This window comes from Agrobacterium sp. rho-8.1 (assembly GCF_033957725.1).
Taxonomy (GTDB): domain Bacteria; phylum Pseudomonadota; class Alphaproteobacteria; order Rhizobiales; family Rhizobiaceae; genus Agrobacterium.
Genome location: NZ_CP192788.1, coordinates 1,475,706 through 1,493,446 on the forward strand (window position 1 = coordinate 1,475,706; position 17,741 = coordinate 1,493,446).

Sequence of the window (17,741 nt, forward strand, 5' to 3'; positions counted from 1 at the left end):
CTAGTAGGATGTCCAGACATGCCAGTGCTTCAATCGCCGCCCTTCAGGCTCTATCTGCTACGTCACGCGCACGCCGCCTGGGCCAGTCCCGGCGAGCACGATTTCGACAGGCGGCTCGACAGCAAGGGCTATGCTGAGGCTGAACTGATCAGCGAACGCATAGCGACAAAAGGCTACAGACCAGATGTGATCCTCAGCTCCACGGCTGCACGCTGCCGGGAAACTGCGCAAGCCGTCAGGCGGGCGTTCAACGACGCCTTTGAAATCGCCTATGTCGATGAAATGTACAACGCCCAGGCGGAGATCTACCTCGCGCTGATTTCGGCGCAGACATCGGCGAAATCCGTCATGCTGGTTGGCCATAACCCAACGATCGAGTCGGTCGCCGAGGCTGTGCTTGGCAAGCAACAGATGGACGACGCCATCCCCAATGGCTTCCCGACGGCAGGCTTTGCCGTACTCGATGCGATAAATGGGGATGCTTCCGACTTGGCGAAATGGCAGATGCGTGAATTCCTGACGCCCTGACCGACAACTGCGCTCGCAAAACTTTCCTGAGGCGCTTCTTTTTTGGGCAAGCCGCCGACCTATATATTTTGAGAAGACGAAATATTTAGTGGGAAACGTTCATTGCCGCCATCCTTCACCTCCGTCACCGATAGCGCCCTGATCGCAATTGACAATCTAGCCGATCGTGCGAGCGCATTGACCAACCCGACTTTGCGATTGGGCGTGACGGGCCTTTCGCGTGCTGGCAAAACCGTTTTTATCTCGTCTCTGGTTCATAACCTTCTGAACGGCGGTCGATTGCCCCTGTTCGAGGCGATCCGCTCGGGACGCGTCTCGAATGTGCAGCTCGAACCCCAGCCTGACGATGCCATTCCGCGCTTCCAGTACGAAGATCACATTCAAGCCCTGGTGCGCGATCGTATCTGGCCCGATTCCACCCGCGCCATCTCCGAATTACGCATCACGCTGGAATATCAGAGCGCGAGCGGCTGGGGCCGATGGTTCTCATCGGGAAAACTCGCCATCGATATCGTCGATTATCCCGGCGAATGGTTGCTCGACCTTCCGCTTCTGAATCAGGATTACAAGAGTTTCAGCGATACGACGGTTGCACTTGCGTCCGGTGGAGTCCGCGCCGAACTTGCGCGCGACTGGCTGGCGATCGCCAATTCCCTTGATATCAACGCGCCTGCCGACGAGATGACGGCGCGGCGGCTGGCGGAAAGCTTTGCGGCCTATCTTCGTGTCTGCAAATCCGATGAACGTTCGCTTTCGACATTGCCGCCCGGGCGGTTCCTGATGCCGGGCGATCTGGAGGGCTCGCCTGCCCTCACCTTCTCTCCGCTCCCCGGCCTGACGGACGAAAAAGCGCCGAAGGGTTCTTTGCGGGCCATGATGGAGCGGCGCTACGAAGCGTATAAGTCCATCGTGGTCAAACCGTTCTTCCGCGAGCATTTCGCCCGCCTGGACCGCCAGATCGTTCTCATCGATGCCCTACAGGCCGTTAATCGCGGACCGGAAGCCGTGCAGGATCTGGAACGAGCGCTCGGCGACGTGCTTGCCTGTTTCAGACCTGGAAAGAACAGCCTTCTCTCGTCACTCATCGGCCGACGCATCGACAAGGTTCTCGTCGCCGCGACCAAGGCGGATCATCTGCACCACGAAAGCCATGACCGACTGGAAAATCTGACCCGCCGCCTGGTGGATCGCGCGATCACCAGCATCGGCATGAGCGGCGCGGGCATCGAAGTCATGGCACTGGCGTCGGTTCGCGCCACAAAGGAGGCCAGCGTGCGTCAGGACGGCCAGTCGCTGCCTGTCATCGTTGGAACACCAATGGCAGGCGAGAAGATCAACGGCGAAGTCTTCGATGGAAATCGTACCACGGCAATTTTTCCTGGTGACCTTCCAGAGGACCCGGAACCGCTTTTTCGCGCGCTTGATGCCGAAGGCGAAGCAGCCAATCTACCCGACGTGAATGTGGTGCGCTTTCGTCCACCCAAGTTGGAAGAAAGCACTGGTGGCATCAAACTTTCCGTCCCGCATATCAGGCTTGATCGCGCCATGCAGTTCCTGTTTGGAGATAAACTCGCATGAAAGACGACACCACACAGCACGGTCGCAGACCAGCATCGTTTACGCTGGAGAACGAACCGACGGCAGAGCGCACATTTGAAGCGAAGCGTGCGCCGCGCAGTTTTGATGCCGACATTTCGATGACGCCGGACGAAGAAGACCCGTTTATCGCGCCTGAGGATATCGACGCTTCGGCTCTACCTGTCGCAACACCGCGTAGACACCGTTTCTCATTCGGCAAACTTGCCCTGAGTGCATTGGGTGTTCTTCTGTCACTGGCGTTCTGGGTCTGGGCGGATCAACTCATCCGGGACCTGTTTTCGCGGTCCGACTGGCTGGGCTATACCGCGACTGTGGCACTTGCCCTCGCCATCTTCGCGGGTCTCGTTCTCATCGCCCGAGAAGCCATGGGCATTATGCGCCTGAACGCCGTCCAGTCTCTGAAGCTGGATGCGGGAAAGGCTGCGCTGGAGAAGAAACCGTCAGCTGCCCGCGCCGTCATCGTCAGGCTGAATGCCGTTCTGTCCCACCGCGCTGAAACAGCAAGAGGCCGTGCAGCGCTGAAGGACACCGAAAACGACGTGATCGACGGCCCCCATTTGATCGACCTTGCCGAACGCGAACTGTTGGCCCCGCTCGACCGGCAGGCGCGTGCGCTGATTCTGAATTCGTCCAAGCGCGTGTCCGTGGTTACGGCGGTCAGCCCACGTGCGGTGGTGGATCTCGCCTATGTGCTCTTCGAAGTAACGCGACTTGTGCGGACCATGGCAGAGCTTTACGGCGGTCGTCCTGGCACGCTCGGCATGCTTCGGCTGTTGCGCGACGTCATCGCACATCTTGCCGTCACTGGCTCGATTGCGGTCGGTGACGGCATCGCCCAACAGGTGCTGGGACACGGCCTCGCTTCCCGGTTGTCGGCGCGGCTGGGAGAAGGCGTGATCAACGGATTGATGACCGCACGAATCGGCATCGCTGCCATGGATCTATGCCGCCCACTTCCTTTCAAGGCGTTGAAGCGCCCCGGAATCGGTGACTTCGTCTCGGATCTGACACCTGATTTCAGAGGCGCTAAAAATATCGAAAAGCCCTGATCTATAAGGCCGTGACTTCGCGAAAGGTTACGGTCTCAGCGCCTAATTGCCGGGAATTAAACCAAGCATTAACCATTCGCGACATAAATTGATACTCACACGCAGCGGCCAATTCGCCAAGGAAAGTATCATGTATTCGCGCTTCTTTTCGCTACTGGGCGGACTTGCCGCCGTAATGACCGTCAGTGGCGGACTTGCCGTCTCTGAGGTTCAGGCCGCTTCACGCGATGACGTATTCTTCGGCTCCGTTGCCGGAGCATGGTCCGGTCCCGGCGAAATCGTCGCGGGTAAATACAAGGGCACGAAATTCACCTGCGACCTGACCGGCGAGCCGATCGGCGACAAGGAAACCGGCATCAAGCTGGGCGGCACATGCCGCGTCGGCGTCTTCAAGCAGCCGATGTCCGCCATCATTGCCAAGAAGGGCAACAGCTACGAAGGCAAGTTCCTGGATGGCTCCGAAGGCAAGGGTCTCGATATCGTTTCGGGTCAGGTCAGCGGCGACAAGGTTGTCGTCGGCATCAACCGCGCCAAACTGAACGGTGCCATGGTTGCCCGCGTCACCAACAACACATCCATGAACATCACGATTTCCGTCAAGGTCGCAGACCAGATGGTGCCCGTGATCGGGCTGACCCTGGCACGCAATATCGATCAGATGCCAGTGGGCTCCATCAAGCAGTAAGCTGGACCAATGGTTCAAACAGACGAAGACGGGAGTGCCCACCACTCCCGTTTTTCGTTTGCGATCTTGATGCCAGACATATCGGCATCATCCAGCCACTGATTGACCTTCCGACCGTTGACGAAAAGATCAGGTGCTATATCGCACAGCGGTTTCAAGACGAACGCCCGCTCTGTCATTCGAGGATGCGGAATTTCGACACGCTCGGTGGCCACTTCGGCATCGCCGTAGGTCAGCACATCGATATCGATGGTTCTCGGACCCCAGCGCTCGTCGCGCACCCGCTTCATTCCGCGCTCGATCTCAAGGCATAGGTCCAGCAGCGCCTCCGGCAGCAGCGACGTCTCGATCAAGGCACAGCAGTTGAAGAAATCTGCCTGGTCTGTCTTTCCCCAGGGCGGAGTACTGTAAAGGCGGGAGACGGCCAACAACCGGCAGTGTTCATGACGCGAAAGGACATCAAGCGCCTGCGCCATTGCGGACGGCGGATCACCCAGGTTTCCGCCCAGACCGAGCGTTGCCATCACTGTGGTGTCAGCCATGCTGCTCTACGCTCACTTGCGCATAATCGAGGATGCCGGGGACGGGTGCGGACGGCTTGCGAACGGTGACTTTCACTCTCACGATCTGCGGATAGCGGCTGCGCAACGCTTTGGCGATATCATTGGCCAGAGCCTCGATCAGATACCGTCTCTGACCGGCAACGATCTTTTCGATGACGGCAAAGGCCACACCGTAATCGACGGTATTTTGAATATCGTCGGTCTCCAGCGCGTTTCCGGCTTCGACCTCCATCTCCGCATCCACAAAAAAACGCTGACCCAGCGTTTCCTCTTGCTCGAGCAGACCATGGCGGGCGAAAAACGAACAGTTCTTCAAAAGTATCGTATAAAGGCTCATTCTCGCCCCTCCCCGTGTTGTTTTTTATGCATCAGAATGGCATCTGCAATTTTCAGTGCGTCGCGTGTCATCGCAACATTATGGACGCGGAAAACACAGGCACCTGCCAACCGCAGAATGGACGTGGTCGCGGCCGTACCCACGTCTCTGTCTTGGGCTACATCCCGACCCGTGAGAGCACCGATAAACCGTTTGCGCGACGTACCTGCCAGAATAGGCAGACCAAATGCGGCAAGCTCATCGAAACGCGACATGAGCGCAATATTTTCAGCCGTGTCCTTGGCAAAGCCAAATCCGGGATCCAGCACGATTGCTTCACGCGAAATGCCGGCGATGGCTGCAATATCGAGCGAGCGGTTGAGAAACGCCAGCTGGTCGGCAATGACATCGGGCAGTTTTTGGCGATCTCGCCCTGTATGCATGATGCAAACACCGGCGCCTGAACGTCCGATAACCGCTGCCATATCATGATCTTTTTGGAGACCGAAGACGTCATTGACGATGTGCGCGCCCGCCTCCACCGCCAAATTGGCCGTTCCCGAGCGATAAGTATCGACTGAAATCAACGCATCCGTTCGTTTCGCAAGTGCCTCGATGATCGGGAGAACGCGATCCTGCTCCTCTTGCACCGTCACGATCGCCGCACCTGGACGTGTCGATTCGCCACCGATGTCGATGATGGCTGCGCCATCGTCGACGCATGAAAGTGCGTGGGACACCGCACGCTCGGTGTCGAGATATCGCCCGCCATCCGAAAACGAATCCGGTGTCGCGTTGACGATAGCCATAATGAGGCCATCCCCATCAAGTTTCAGGGAGCGCCCATGCGCGACTTGCCACACATTGTCACTGGCTGTTATCACGGAACGTAATGCCTTTCGGGAACAACGGAGTGCCCACCATTCATATCGCTTCACTCCGCCTACAGCATTGCACGCGAAACCCAAATCGGATTTCGAAAATTAAGACGCGCAGGCTCGACGCGCCGGAGCGCAGGTCGTTCACGCCCCAGCACGCTGGCCGCTCTATGCAGCAATCATCTGCCAAGTTCAACCGGAAGGCCGGTCAATGACGCTTACCTACCGCGCAGTTTGCGCCATTCTTTCCTCAACGATGCTCCTGACACTTCCGCAGTCGGCCGGAGCAGAAGCGTTGATGACCAAATCCTTCTCCTATTTCAGCATCGGTGGCAAAACCGCTGAAGATCTCGACCGCGAATTATCGCATAGAGGTCCGATGACGAAAGCCACCGGCGCACGCCACCCCGGTGCCACGGAAATCAAATTCGGTGGCGAAATCAGCTATGTCGAAAAGAATACAAAATGCGGCGTTGGCACTGTCGAGGTCAAACTCCACACCAAAATTCTGTTGCCACGCTGGACCAACCGGCGTCGCACGACGGCTGATCTGGCGCTCATATGGGATACGTTGTCTGCCGATATCAAACGGCACGAAGAGCGTCATGCCGAAATCGCCCGCAATTATGCTCGAACCCTCGACAAACGCCTTCAATCACTTCGCCCGCAGGACAATTGCGAAGAGATGCAGGCGCTCGTCACGAAAACGACTCAGGAGGTCATGTCGGCGCACGACAAGGATCAGTTGCGTTTCGATATGGTCGAATCGAAAAACTTCGATGCGCGCATGACCCGCTTGCTGAAGCACCGGATTCAGCAAGGCGCCCCGAAGTGAGGATGGTAGCGATCAAATACGGAACTGTATTCGGAAGTTAGGTGACTTTCCTAAAGCCTTAAAACAACCGTGAATTTTAAAAAATCGATATGCAGCCGGATAATAATCAATGAATTCTTGCGGTGGCCTGATACGCCATCTTCGTATATTCAATTTTGAATAGAATTTAAGACTAAATCACCGAGCGTTTGTTATCTCACCTCCTCCCGGCGCGTCTCCAACTCTGGGCTTTTTCTCCCTGCCCGATGGCGACGTACCCACCTCGCCTCGCTATCCCGCGAAACGGAGAGCGAGGCTTTTTGTGACTGCGTGCAAAACACAGATGCTTGGCTCAGCCCTGACGTTCAGGAACGTGCACGACCAACCCATCCAGCGCGTCAGTCATCTTGATCTGACAGGACAGACGGGACGTAGGACGCACGTCGAATGCGAAATCCAGCATGTCCTCTTCCATCGGCTCCGGCGGGCCGACGCGTTCGCCCCAGGCGTCATCGACATAGACATGACAGGTGGCACAGGCGCACGCACCACCACATTCCGCATCGATACCCGGAACGGAATTGCGAACGGCATTTTCCATCACGGTAGAGCCGTTGCTCACATCGAAATCTTGCTGCGTGCCGTCAAAGGCAACGATGGTCAGTTTGGTCATGTCGGAAATCCAAAAATGATGGTTTGAGATGTAGAGGTGTCGCTTCTGTTAATGTCACCCGTCCGGTCTTATTCAAGCCAAACAGGTGAATTTAAGAGACGCCACCTCAGACAAATAGAAAGGCCGGGTCCGCTTGGCAACCCATTGCGAGATTGCAAGCAGAACCGGCCTTGAAACCGACCATCGAAAAACGAGAATCAGCGGCAGAGCTTGAGGATGAAGTTTTCGGCCTCGATGACCGACGCAGCGACCTTCGCCAGCGCGGCACTGTCGCGGTTGCCGTTCTCGACGGCCTCAGCCATGGCAGACACCTTGAAGGCACCGACCGCATCTGCCGAACCCTTGAGCCGGTGCGCGATCAACTTCATCTGGTTGTCGTTTGCAGTGGAGAGTTCGTGCAGCAAGGTGCGAGCATTGCGGGTGAACAGTTGAAGGATTTCGATTTCCAGCTCCTTGTCGCCCATCGTCTGCCGTGAAAGATGAATGAAGTCGATGGGCTTGCTGCCAACCGGGGCCGCGCCGAACGAATTGTCCGGTGCTTCGAATGCGATACTCACCGCTGCCATTGTCGTAGAATTCCTCATTTGCGTACAGCTTCTTGTTTTGAAGCAGGTATGTCCTGCATTAGAGCAGGCTAGGCCTTCGATGAGCTTAAATTGGGGCACGGAACGCGTGGAAATCTTTCGCTATGGTTAATTTATGTTAAACTTATAGGAAACAAGGCGTTCCACCTGCTACCGAGGTTTAAAAACTGTTAACAAACCGCAGCTTGGCATAAGCTGCGGTATCGCTTTAATTGTTTCAAAGCCACAAATGTGTCAGTACGATACTGCGTGCCGCATGACTTCCGTACAAGTTTTGTAAATCCGGCATGTCGATGTAATCTTATCTGACAGCCGGGCAATCGGCTCTCAGGACTTTAGTAAGAAACGAGGCACTATATACCGGCAGGTATCGTGTCTTGAGGCATGGTGGCGGAAATCCGTAAGCGGCGGCGAGCGGATGAACGGCATGAGGCCGGGCGTATATGTAACGAGGCGTAACCGCATGGCGAACAATAAGATCAGCGACTCGATCGACGAGACTGCGTTTCAGGCATTGGAAGATGCCTTGCAGCTCGGCGCGTACGAAACCCAGTCGGAGCCTCGGAAACGAACAACTCCCAAGTCTGCGGAGGCCAGAGTGTCAGAAAAGACCAGAGTGCCCGACCAATCCAAGGCCCGCCCTGCCGAGCCGCAGCAACAACGCCCTGCCCCCGAACAAGCCCCAAGATCGCCATCTCTCGAAGCTGCCAATGACGGCTCCAAACGCAGCCCGGCGATGATCCTGAAATCGCTGGATGCCGGGTCCATCACCGCTGCACTTCGCAACGCAAGCATCTTCTCGGCTTTCTGGGCCATTGCAGGCGTCGGTCTTGCCAATGTCATCTATGGCGACCTGATCTGGAATGTCTCATCGCTTGCACAGCTTTTTGCGATTCCCGGCGTGATGGCGATCATCATCGGCATCATCGTTCCGATCATGCTGTTCTTCGCCTTCGCCATCATGATGGCGCGCGCCCGCGATCTGCGTAACGCTGCCCGTTCCATGGCAGAAGTGGCCCTGCGCCTTGCAGAGCCGGAAACCATTGCGTCGGACCGCATCATGTCTGTCGGTCAGGCCGTGCGCCGTGAAGTGTCGGCGATGAATGATGGCATCGAGCGCACCATTGCGCGCGCCACGGAACTCGAAACGCTCGTTCACTCCGAAGTGAATGCACTGGAGCGCAGCTACGCCGACAATGAACTGCGTGTTCGCAGCCTCGTTCACGAACTGAGCGCAGAGCGCGATGCCATCATCAATCATGCCGAGCGCATCCGCTCGTCCATCATTGGCGCACAGGACCAAATCAAGGAAGAACTGTCCATCGTCGGTGAAGAACTGTCGATGCGCCTCGCCACCAGCGGTGAGGCTTTCGCGTCGATGATCGACACACGATCAGCCGCTTTGCTCGAAAAATCCCGCGTATCGACAGAGGCAATGGGCACCCTCATCGCTGCCAAGACCGATAATCTTCTTCAGGCACTCAACACGTCGGGTGCCACGATCTCCAACGAATTCGACCTTCGCCTGCACGATCTCAGCACCACGCTGGACGAGCGCGGCCGTTTGTTGCTCGAGCAATTCGCAACACAAGCTTCCACGGTCAGCAGCGGCACGGAAAACCTGAACAAGGTGCTGGAAGATCGCACACGCCTGCTCAACGACATCTTGTCCAAGCGCACGCAAGAAATTTCCCAGAATATCGACCGTGGCCAGCAGGTCATCGGCGGTTCGCTGGATAGCGTTCTCGACCAGTTGACGACGACGCTCGAAGAAAAAGGCCTTTCTTTCCGCCAGAATCTGCAAAGCAGCGCGGATGATGCCATTATGGACCTGGATCTGCGTTCGGGCCTGTTCGAAGAAAAGCTCCAGACAACCGTGGGTCTCGTCAACTCTGCCTTTGACGAGCGCGTTGCCGAATTCACAAGTGCCTTCGATCAGCGTGCCGGCAGCCTCGACAGCAAGTTGATGGAAAGCCTCGCACGTATCAACGAGACCGTTTCCGGTGGTACCGATACCATCGATGGCACGTTGAACTCCGGCATCGAGCGCTTGAGCGCGACCCTTACCGACCAATCCTTTGCCTTGGCAACAACGCTGGGTGCCGGTCAGGAGATGCTGGAAAGCTCTCTCGAAAGCCACACACGGGAACTCAGCGACGCCATCAGCACCCGCACGACGGACATCACCACAGCGTTCGGAACGACGCACGAGAAGATCGATGCCGTTCTCGCAGAACGCAGCACAGCCCTCATCAGCGCGCTTTCCGATAGCCAGAACCGTTTCGACGATGCACTGGCAACCCGCGCCGAAGCCATTACCGGCTCGGTATCCGGCACTGCCCAAGACCTCGCAGCCCTACTCGATGAGCGCGCAGCTGCAATCAACAGCATCGTCGCAGATGTCGAGCGTCGACTTGCCGAAACACTCGAAACCCGTGCAGCCGCCATCACGGGCGCTGTCTCCGGTGTCGAAGACCGTCTGGCGGATACGCTCGACAGCCGCACGGCAGCAATACAGAACGCAGTCGCCGGTGTGGAAGACCGCATCGCCAACACACTCGACAGCCGCACCGCTGCCCTCAGCAGCGTCGTATCCGGTGCTGAAGAACGCATCGCCGACGCACTTGATAGCAGAACCATGGCCTTGGACATGGCCTTCTCGACAGCCGAAGAGCGTCTCTCAGAAACACTGGACAGCCGCACGACTGCCCTGACGAGCGCGGTGTCGAGCGCGGAAGAACGCATGACCGATGCGTTGGATAGCCGCACGATGGCGATCGACATGGCCTTCTCCGGTGCAGAAGAACGCATCGCTGAAACGATGGATGCGCGTACGGCCGCCCTCAACACGGTCGTCTCCGGTGTCGAAAGCCGGATTTCGGACACGCTCCTCACCGGCACGGCGGCGCTTGCCCATTCCGTTGCTGGCGTCGAAGACCGAATTGCCGAAACGCTGGACAGCAGAACAGCTGCACTCAACCACGTCGTATCCGGTGTTGAAGAGCGCATCGCCGACACGCTCGATAGTCGTACAATGGCGATCGACCTGGCATTTTCGAGTGCCGAGGAGCGCCTTGCTGAAACCCTCGATAACCGGACCAGCGCCCTCAACACCATCGTGTCTGGCGTCGAGGAACGCATTGCAGATACGCTCGACAGCCGCACGATGGCCATCGACATGGCATTCTCCGGCGCTGAAGAGCGCATTGCCGAAACCCTGGATACGCGCACCGCCGCACTCAACACGGTCGTTTCAGGCGTTGAAAGCCGGATCTCCGATACGCTTCTTAACGGCACGGCATCACTGACGCAGGCCGTGAGCGGTGTGGAAACGCGCATTGCCGAAACTCTCGACAGCAGAACAGCGGCGCTTAACAGTGTCGTATCCGGTGTCGAAGAGCGTATTGCCGACACACTCGACAGCCGCACCATGGCCATCGACATGGCATTCTCAGGTGCAGAAGAACGCATTGCCGAAACCCTTGATAGCCGCACCGCTGCTCTCAACAGCGTCGTATCTGGTGTCGAAGAGCGTATTGCCGAAACTCTCGACAGCCGCACCATGGCCATCGACATGGCATTCTCAGGTGCAGAAGAACGCATCGCTGAAACCCTTGATAGCCGCACCGCTGCTCTCAACACAGTTGTTTCCGGTGTTGAAAATCGTATTGCGGACACGCTCGATAGCCGCACTGCCGCTCTCAACAGCGTCGTCTCAGGCGTAGAAGAACGGATTGCCGACACGTTGGACAGCCGCACCATGGCCATCGACATGGCGTTTTCAGGCGCGCAGGAGCGCCTCGAAGAAGCACTCGATACCCGCACCAGCGCGCTTACAAATGCCGTTTCCGGCGTTGAAGGTCGCATCTCCGATGCGCTCGACAGCCGCACAGCAGCGCTGGCGAACGTCGTCTCCGGCGTCGAAGATCGTATCGCAGATGTCCTCGATAGCCGCTCGATGGCGATCGACATGGCGATCTCCGGCGCCGAAGAGCGCATCACGGAAACGCTTGACAGCCGCACGGCTGCCCTAACGCAATCCGTGACCGGGGCCGAACAACGCCTGTCCTCCACAGCCTCCACGATCGAGGAAGCACTCGCGCTCGGTCATCTTCGCCTCGACACCATGCTCGGCGTTCAGGCCGATGCGATCACGAGAACCGTGGAACGCAACGGCATCCTGATTGAGGAGACCGTCAACACGGCGACGACACGGATCGAAACGGCAGTCGAAGGCGGCCACGGTCGGTTCTCCCAGACGATGGAGAGCGGCGTATCGCGTCTGGAAAACAATCTCGTTTCCTCACATGAACAGCTGCGCACCACGCTGGATCAACAGCATTCGGCCTTCACTGAAACCCTGGGTTCGGCACAAGAGCGCATGAGCGACCTTCTGTCGGAACAGGCGATGTCGCTCAGCACGACGATTGCGTCCAGCGCCAGCATGCTGGAAATGTCGCTGGAAAACCAGCAGGAAGCCTTGCAGCGAACCATCGATACGAGCGGTGCAACCCTTGAAGAGCGTCTGAGAAACAGCGCTGGGGCAGTCGCCGACAAGATTGGTGACGCCGCTCGCGAAATCGGTAGCGCTGCCGATGCTCTTTCATCGCGTGTCGAACAGTCCGTCAACAACGTATCCACGCGTCTCGATGAGACGGGAGCACGGTTGGAAACCAATATCGACGGCCTGCAAAATCGCATCCAGACAAATCTTGGTAACGTCAACGCATCCATCGAAGACGCAAGCCGCAAGATTTCCGATACGCTGGAAGGGAAAACCGCAGATTTCGTTCGCACCAGCGACGACGCCACACAGCGTATCGCCGGAGTTCTGGATACGGGTACAGCGCGGATCGATGAGCGCCTCGGCACCATGGATCGCGCCCTGAACATCGGTCTCGACAACGTCAACCGCACCATTGAAGGCAAGGCTTCCGGCCTCGCCGTCAGCCTGCGGGACGCCGTGGTCAATGCGACCCAGACCATGGACAGCGAAGCGCTGCGCTCCACCGAGCTTCTCGCAAAGACAGGCGCGGAATTCACTGAACAGGTCAGAGCGCGTAACGACGAATTCACCCGCGCCATTGAACAGCGTTCGGATGAGATTGTCGGGCGCATATCGGATGCGCAGGGTCGTCTTTCCAGCCAGGCTGCAGCCGTGGCTCAGACCTTCTCGGAAGCTGGTAACGCCATCGTCAACAAGGTTGCGGAAGCAGAAGCCGTCGTGCGCTCGCAGGTGGGCGCTATGTCCGAAACGCTATCCAATGCCGAAAGCGCGCTCGATGCGCGTGGCGAATCCATCCGCGCCACACTCGACACCCGTACACGTGAGCTCAACTCCATGCTGGCGAGCCGTTCAGCAGAACTGTCCCGCCTCATCGAGGAAAAAGCCAAGCCCATCGTCAACGAATACGCAACGGTCGGCCAGAACGCCGCAGAAAAGATCGTCACAGCTGCTCAGCAAAGCGCGAGCCTTCTGGCTGAAAGCAACAGCGGCATGGCGCAACTGGTGGAGCAGGCAATCGACGATTACGCCAAGGCCGGTAACGACGCCGCTGAAAAGCTGGTTGCAGCCACGCGCAAGAGCACGACGATGCTGACGGAAACGCATTCCGGCATGTCGGATATCGTCACCGGTGCGGTGGATGACCTTAACGTCGCTGTGGTTCGCGCATCGCAGGAGTTGAGGGCCGCAGATCAGTCGCTCAGCACGGCGACGACAAGCTTCTCGGAATCGGCATCCCGCGCGTCCGACATGGTGTCCAGCTCCAGCCGTTTGCTGGAAGGCAAGATCGACCGTCTGGCGAACATCTCCGGCCAGACACTATCGCAGGTCGCGGGCATCGTCGGTCGCTTCGAGGAACACTCCAGTGTTCTGTCGCAGGCCTCCGAATTGCTCAATGCGGCACAGACGACCCTCGTCGGAACCCTGGAAGAACGCCAGGAAGCCCTGCGGACGCTTTCAATGGGCCTCCTGACCCGCTCGGAAGAAATCGAATCGTCCATGCGCAGCGTGATGGGCATGGTCGAACAGACCTTCGCCGATGTCGAACAGCGCTCTGCCAATGTCGCAGGCAGCCTTCGCAACAATCTCGGTTCATCCTTCAACGAGATCGGCCGTTCGCTCGACGAGACGGAAAAGCGTGCCGAAACCGCAGCGCAGAACATGCGCGGCGCCCTACTTTCGGCTGGTGAGGATGCAAGCCGCTCCATCGAGGGGACGATGGCAGACGCGCAGAAATACTCCGACGCGTTGGTCAACAGACTGCGTGGCGGTGTTGCCTCGTCGCTTGCGGATGTCGACAAACTTCTCGGCAACGCCACCGACAAGTCCAACGCGGCAGCCACCGTTCTGCGCGAAACCCTGCGTGAAGCAGTCGAAGAAGCCGTCACCCGTTTTGCCGGTGCGACCGATGAAATCCGCCGTTCCAGCGCCGATATCCGCAAGGAGCTGGATTCAACCCGCGCTGAACTGAAGCGTGGTGCATTCGATCTTCCGGAGGAAGCCAAAGAAAGCGCGGCAGCGATGCGTCGGGCGGTTTCCGAACAGATCAAGGCATTGCAGGATATCTCCAAGCTCGTAGGTCGCTCGACCCAGCAACTTGAAATCTCCGAGCCGGCAGCCCGTGCCATCGCAGCAACGAAGGCGGCGCCGGTGACTACACCTGCACCTGTACCTGCCGCGGTCCAGGCGCAGCAGCCACGCGTCGAGATCCGCGAGCAGCCCTCAGCTCCTATCGCCCCAGTCGCGCCTCGCGCCGTTCAACAGCAACCGACGCAGTCGGCTCCCATTATCCGCAACGCACAACCAGCGGAAACAAGAACAGCTCTACCGCAGGCAGGTCTCACAGCACCCGTGCAGCGTCGCGAAGAAGGCGGCGGCTGGATCAGTGATCTCCTACGTGGTGCTTCGCGTGACGGGCAGGAAGCCGCAGCACCTGCCGCGCCAGAACCCCGCCAGCCACAGGAGCCTCAGACCCGCGCCAGCGACACCCGTAACCCGCGCCACGTGGTGGAATCGCTGAATTCGCTGTCCGTGGATATCGCCCGTGCCATCGATCATGACGCGTCCGTGGAACTCTGGGGCCGCTATCAGCGCGGTGAACGGGACGTCTTCACACGTCGTCTCTACACGCTGAAGGGCCAGCAGACATTCGACGAGATCAAGCGCAAGTACGAGCGCGAAACGGAATTCCGTACCGCAGTGGATCGCTATATTTCCGACTTCGAAAAGCTTCTCGCAGACGTCGCCAAAACGGATCGAGACCGCACGGTTACGCAATCCTACCTGACCTCGGACACGGGCAAGGTCTACACCATGCTCGCTCACGCGGCCGGACGTTTCAGCTAAGTCAGAACATCCCTAGCAAACGCAGTCATCATCCAGCCCTTCCGGTTCAACCGGGAGGGCTTTTTCTTGTCATGAGGCGTCAAGGCTTGAAGAAAACCATCCGACGTTTTATAGGACGGGCGAGGACGACCTCTGCCATTGTGGCAACAGCACACGGGACGGCCCGGAAATTTCTGGAGTATCCCATGCGCACGATCGCCGATCGTATCCGTCACGCCCTCAGCTTTGAAATCATCGGCCTCATTCTCATCATTCCCCTGGGCTCGATGGTGTTCGGCGTGCCAGCGGAGGACATCGGTGTCGTCGGCGTCGTCAGTGCAACGATCGCCACGGCTTGGAACTATCTCTATAATCTCGGCTTCGACCACGCCATGCAGCGCTATAGAGGCACCACGCAGAAGACGACGATAATCCGCGTTGCGCATGCCGTTCTGTTTGAACTCGGTCTGCTGCTGGCCCTCATGCCCTTCATCACCTGGTATCTCAACATCAGTATTATGCATGCGTTGGTGATGGACGTGTCGTTCGCTCTGTTCTACGTGATCTATGCCTTCATCTTCAACTGGTGCTACGACAGACTGTTTCCACTGGCCGAGTGGGAAGCAGAGAACGCGGCAAAATAACCCCAAACACAAAAACGCCGCGCATCTCTTAGGATACGCGACGTTTCTTCTTAAAATTGTCGGCTGCGTTAAAGAGAGCGCAACGTCCAGCTCACTATCTCGCGGGACGACAACGCAAACGCGCTATCCAGTGCCTTCACAAGATTTGCACTGCCAGAGCCGCTGACGCGCGCACTGGAGCGAAACACCTCTTGCGCTTTGACCGTGCCGTTCTTGTCGTTCAGCAATTTTACGGAAATCTCGATCGTCGCGAGATTCTTGGTCGTATCGACTTCAAACGCGCGAATGTCGGTCACGACCTGATAGTCGATAGCGAGACCCTGCCCCGGCCGTCCGACGCCACCCAGCTTGCCTGTGTCTTCAAACGCTTCCACGAGCTTCGACTGCACCATGCGCGGCAGGCGGTCGCTCCATTGGGAATTGGCCAGATACTGAACTTCAGAACCTGACAGCCTGACCACGATGTTCTCGCTATCGAGCGCCTTCAGCGCCGTTGGCTCTGCAATCAGCAACTGGCGGGAGCGCAGCGACGCTCCCTGCGTTACAGGCGTGGATGAGACCGATAGATCGAACGTGTCGTTCTTCGCGCTGCCACCACAACCAGCCAGCAGCCCTGCAAGCAACGGCACCATGACGAGGACTTTGGTCCGGGCGGGGATAGTCCCCTGCCAATGCATCAACGACATTTTCAAATCCATACCCCCGTCAACGCCGTGTTCGGCCATCATACTGTTTCACGTTCTCGCCGCCGAATATCAGGCGCTGCGGATCGCGATCGAAATTCGTGATCGTGTTGTTCAGATTATCCACTGTCTGGCGTGTGCTGCCGATCAACGCCTGGAAATCTTTCAAACCAGAGCTCGAGAACCGCGCCAGATTGTCTGCGATAGGACCAACACGCATGTTGATGTTATCGGCAACCGCCTTGAAGGATGCCAGTGTCTCACGCGCCTTGGAGAAAAGCGAATTGGCGTCGTCGGTTCCCAGCAAGCCATCAACTTTTGCCAGGATGCCATCGACACGGCTGGACGCTGCGTTCAGCTTGCGGGACATATCGGTAAAATCGGCAATTGCCTGATCGATATCAGGGCGACGCGTGCCCACATCGTCCGCGATCTGGCGGAAGGTGCCAATCGCCTGACGGACATCGGCCGTCGCCACGGCAACATCGTCCACCGCGTTGCTAACCTTTGCCGCATCAACCGATGCCAACAATGTATCGGCGCGCTTTACGACAATCTGGACCTCGGAACTTGCCTGCTCGAAGTTGCGCGACGTGCGCTGCACCGTTTCCATCACATCCTGAATACCACCGGAGGCAGACGCTACATCGGACGTCACCTTGTCGACGTTGGTCAGAATCGAATCGATCTTCTGCGAATCCACGGATTTGACCAGGTCTTCGACTGCGGTCAGTGTGCTGTCCAGACGCACGGAAACAGACTGGACGGTGGTCGAAAGTGAACTCAGGCTCTCCAGAAAGTTTTCGATGCCATCGGAGTTCGCAGCGAGAGCGTTGGAAAATTTCTCAGCGTTTCGAACCGTCTGCGTCAAGGGTCCACGGGCGTCCTGTACAAAGCCCTGCAACTCGCCAATGGCGCCATCGGCACGTCTCAAAATCTTGTCCGCCGTCGCCAGAAGATTGGTCACGCTGGAGAGGTCAGCCGTCAATTCCGCAGGCACGCCTGTGTCGAAGGATTTCTGCAAAATCCGTTCTTCATTGTTGCGACCACCGGAGAGCTCAATATAGGCGGCGCCCGTCAGCCCCTGAATTTCAAGGACGGCTCGGGTGGATGGAAACACCGGCGCGTCTGCCTGCACTTCCGTAAACGCAATCGAATAAGCCGGATCATCACGGTCGATCGACAGGCCGCGGACGGTACCAACCGGAATGCCGTTAAACCGCACCGGAGATCCGACGGACAGACCATTAGCCGAACCTGGAATACGGATCGTCAACTGGGCTGTCGGCCCGCCGCGTCCAAACTCTGCCATCCAATAAACGAAGCCGAATGCAGCCCCGATGATGATCAGCGTGAAAATTCCGACGATGGTGTAGTTTGCCTTTGTTTCCATGG

The 17,741-nt window shown here is 57.8% G+C and carries 14 protein-coding genes; 7 read left to right on the top strand and 7 right to left on the bottom strand.

All coding sequences use genetic code 11. The features are described 5' to 3' along the window. Positions 1 to 18 precede the first annotated feature (18 nt). The 4 genes from RMR21_RS07445 (at position 19) to RMR21_RS07460 (ending at position 3,861) form a co-directional block, all read left to right on the top strand. On the top strand, positions 19 to 528 hold the full coding sequence (locus RMR21_RS07445) for a SixA phosphatase family protein (protein WP_498670011.1): 510 nt from the start codon (positions 19 to 21) through the stop codon (positions 526 to 528). 102 nt (positions 529 to 630) lie between these two features. Beyond that, complete coding sequence (locus tag RMR21_RS07450; RefSeq protein ID WP_498670012.1) at positions 631 to 2,106, top strand: YcjX family GTP-binding protein; 1,476 nt, start codon at positions 631 to 633, stop codon at positions 2,104 to 2,106. After that, positions 2,103 to 3,176, top strand: a complete 1,074-nt coding sequence (locus tag RMR21_RS07455; protein ID WP_498670013.1) for a TIGR01620 family protein — start codon at positions 2,103 to 2,105, stop codon at positions 3,174 to 3,176. The genes RMR21_RS07450 and RMR21_RS07455 overlap by 4 nt, the downstream gene beginning before the upstream one ends. Before the next feature lie 130 nt (positions 3,177 to 3,306). Beyond that, positions 3,307 to 3,861: a hypothetical protein gene (locus RMR21_RS07460; RefSeq protein ID WP_498670014.1), complete on the top strand. Its 555-nt coding sequence runs from the start codon at positions 3,307 to 3,309 to the stop codon at positions 3,859 to 3,861. A gap of 14 nt (positions 3,862 to 3,875) precedes the next feature. Here the strand turns inward: RMR21_RS07460 and folK are convergent, their stop codons facing one another. The 3 genes from folK to folP are packed head-to-tail and all read right to left on the bottom strand — an operon-like array spanning position 3,876 to position 5,624. Continuing rightward, on the bottom strand, positions 3,876 to 4,403 hold the full coding sequence (gene folK / locus RMR21_RS07465) for a 2-amino-4-hydroxy-6-hydroxymethyldihydropteridine diphosphokinase (RefSeq protein ID WP_498670015.1): 528 nt from the start codon (positions 4,401 to 4,403) through the stop codon (positions 3,876 to 3,878). Next, positions 4,396 to 4,761, bottom strand: coding sequence for a dihydroneopterin aldolase (gene folB, locus RMR21_RS07470; RefSeq protein WP_174153156.1), 366 nt, complete (start codon positions 4,759 to 4,761; stop codon positions 4,396 to 4,398). Before folB ends, folK begins: the two co-directional genes overlap by 8 nt. Next, the gene (gene folP, locus RMR21_RS07475; protein WP_498670016.1) at positions 4,758 to 5,624 is read right to left on the bottom strand and encodes a dihydropteroate synthase; all 867 of its coding nucleotides are present in this window, start codon (positions 5,622 to 5,624) and stop codon (positions 4,758 to 4,760) included. The genes folB and folP overlap by 4 nt, the downstream gene beginning before the upstream one ends. A gap of 205 nt (positions 5,625 to 5,829) precedes the next feature. Here folP and RMR21_RS07480 point away from each other — a divergent pair, with 205 nt between their 5' ends. Next, positions 5,830 to 6,453, top strand: coding sequence for a DUF922 domain-containing Zn-dependent protease (locus RMR21_RS07480; RefSeq protein ID WP_498670017.1), 624 nt, complete (start codon positions 5,830 to 5,832; stop codon positions 6,451 to 6,453). A gap of 331 nt (positions 6,454 to 6,784) precedes the next feature. On the opposite strand, the gene RMR21_RS07485 is transcribed toward RMR21_RS07480, so the two are convergent. Further along, positions 6,785 to 7,105 carry a 2Fe-2S iron-sulfur cluster-binding protein gene (locus tag RMR21_RS07485; RefSeq protein WP_498670018.1) on the bottom strand — a complete coding sequence of 107 codons (321 nt, stop codon included), beginning with the start codon at positions 7,103 to 7,105 and terminating at the stop codon, positions 6,785 to 6,787. Between the two features lie 197 nt (positions 7,106 to 7,302). Continuing rightward, positions 7,303 to 7,671 carry an Hpt domain-containing protein gene (locus RMR21_RS07490; protein WP_498670019.1) on the bottom strand — a complete coding sequence of 123 codons (369 nt, stop codon included), beginning with the start codon at positions 7,669 to 7,671 and terminating at the stop codon, positions 7,303 to 7,305. Positions 7,672 to 8,152: 481 nt separating this feature from the next. Between RMR21_RS07490 and RMR21_RS07495 the strand changes: the two genes are divergently transcribed. Then, positions 8,153 to 15,040: an apolipoprotein A-IV repeat region-like domain-containing protein gene (locus tag RMR21_RS07495; protein ID WP_498670020.1), complete on the top strand. Its 6,888-nt coding sequence runs from the start codon at positions 8,153 to 8,155 to the stop codon at positions 15,038 to 15,040. Positions 15,041 to 15,225: 185 nt separating this feature from the next. Then, complete coding sequence (locus tag RMR21_RS07500; protein WP_498670021.1) at positions 15,226 to 15,663, top strand: PACE efflux transporter; 438 nt, start codon at positions 15,226 to 15,228, stop codon at positions 15,661 to 15,663. 68 nt (positions 15,664 to 15,731) lie between these two features. Here RMR21_RS07500 and RMR21_RS07505 read toward each other — a convergent pair whose 3' ends face one another. Together RMR21_RS07505 and RMR21_RS07510 are read right to left on the bottom strand one after the other, a co-directional pair. Next, positions 15,732 to 16,349, bottom strand: coding sequence for an ABC-type transport auxiliary lipoprotein family protein (locus RMR21_RS07505; RefSeq protein ID WP_498670022.1), 618 nt, complete (start codon positions 16,347 to 16,349; stop codon positions 15,732 to 15,734). 19 nt (positions 16,350 to 16,368) lie between these two features. Beyond that, positions 16,369 to 17,739 (bottom strand): MlaD family protein, encoded by a 1,371-nt coding sequence (locus RMR21_RS07510; RefSeq protein ID WP_498670023.1) that lies wholly within the window; start codon positions 17,737 to 17,739, stop codon positions 16,369 to 16,371. Between the last annotated feature and the right edge of the window lie 2 nt (positions 17,740 to 17,741).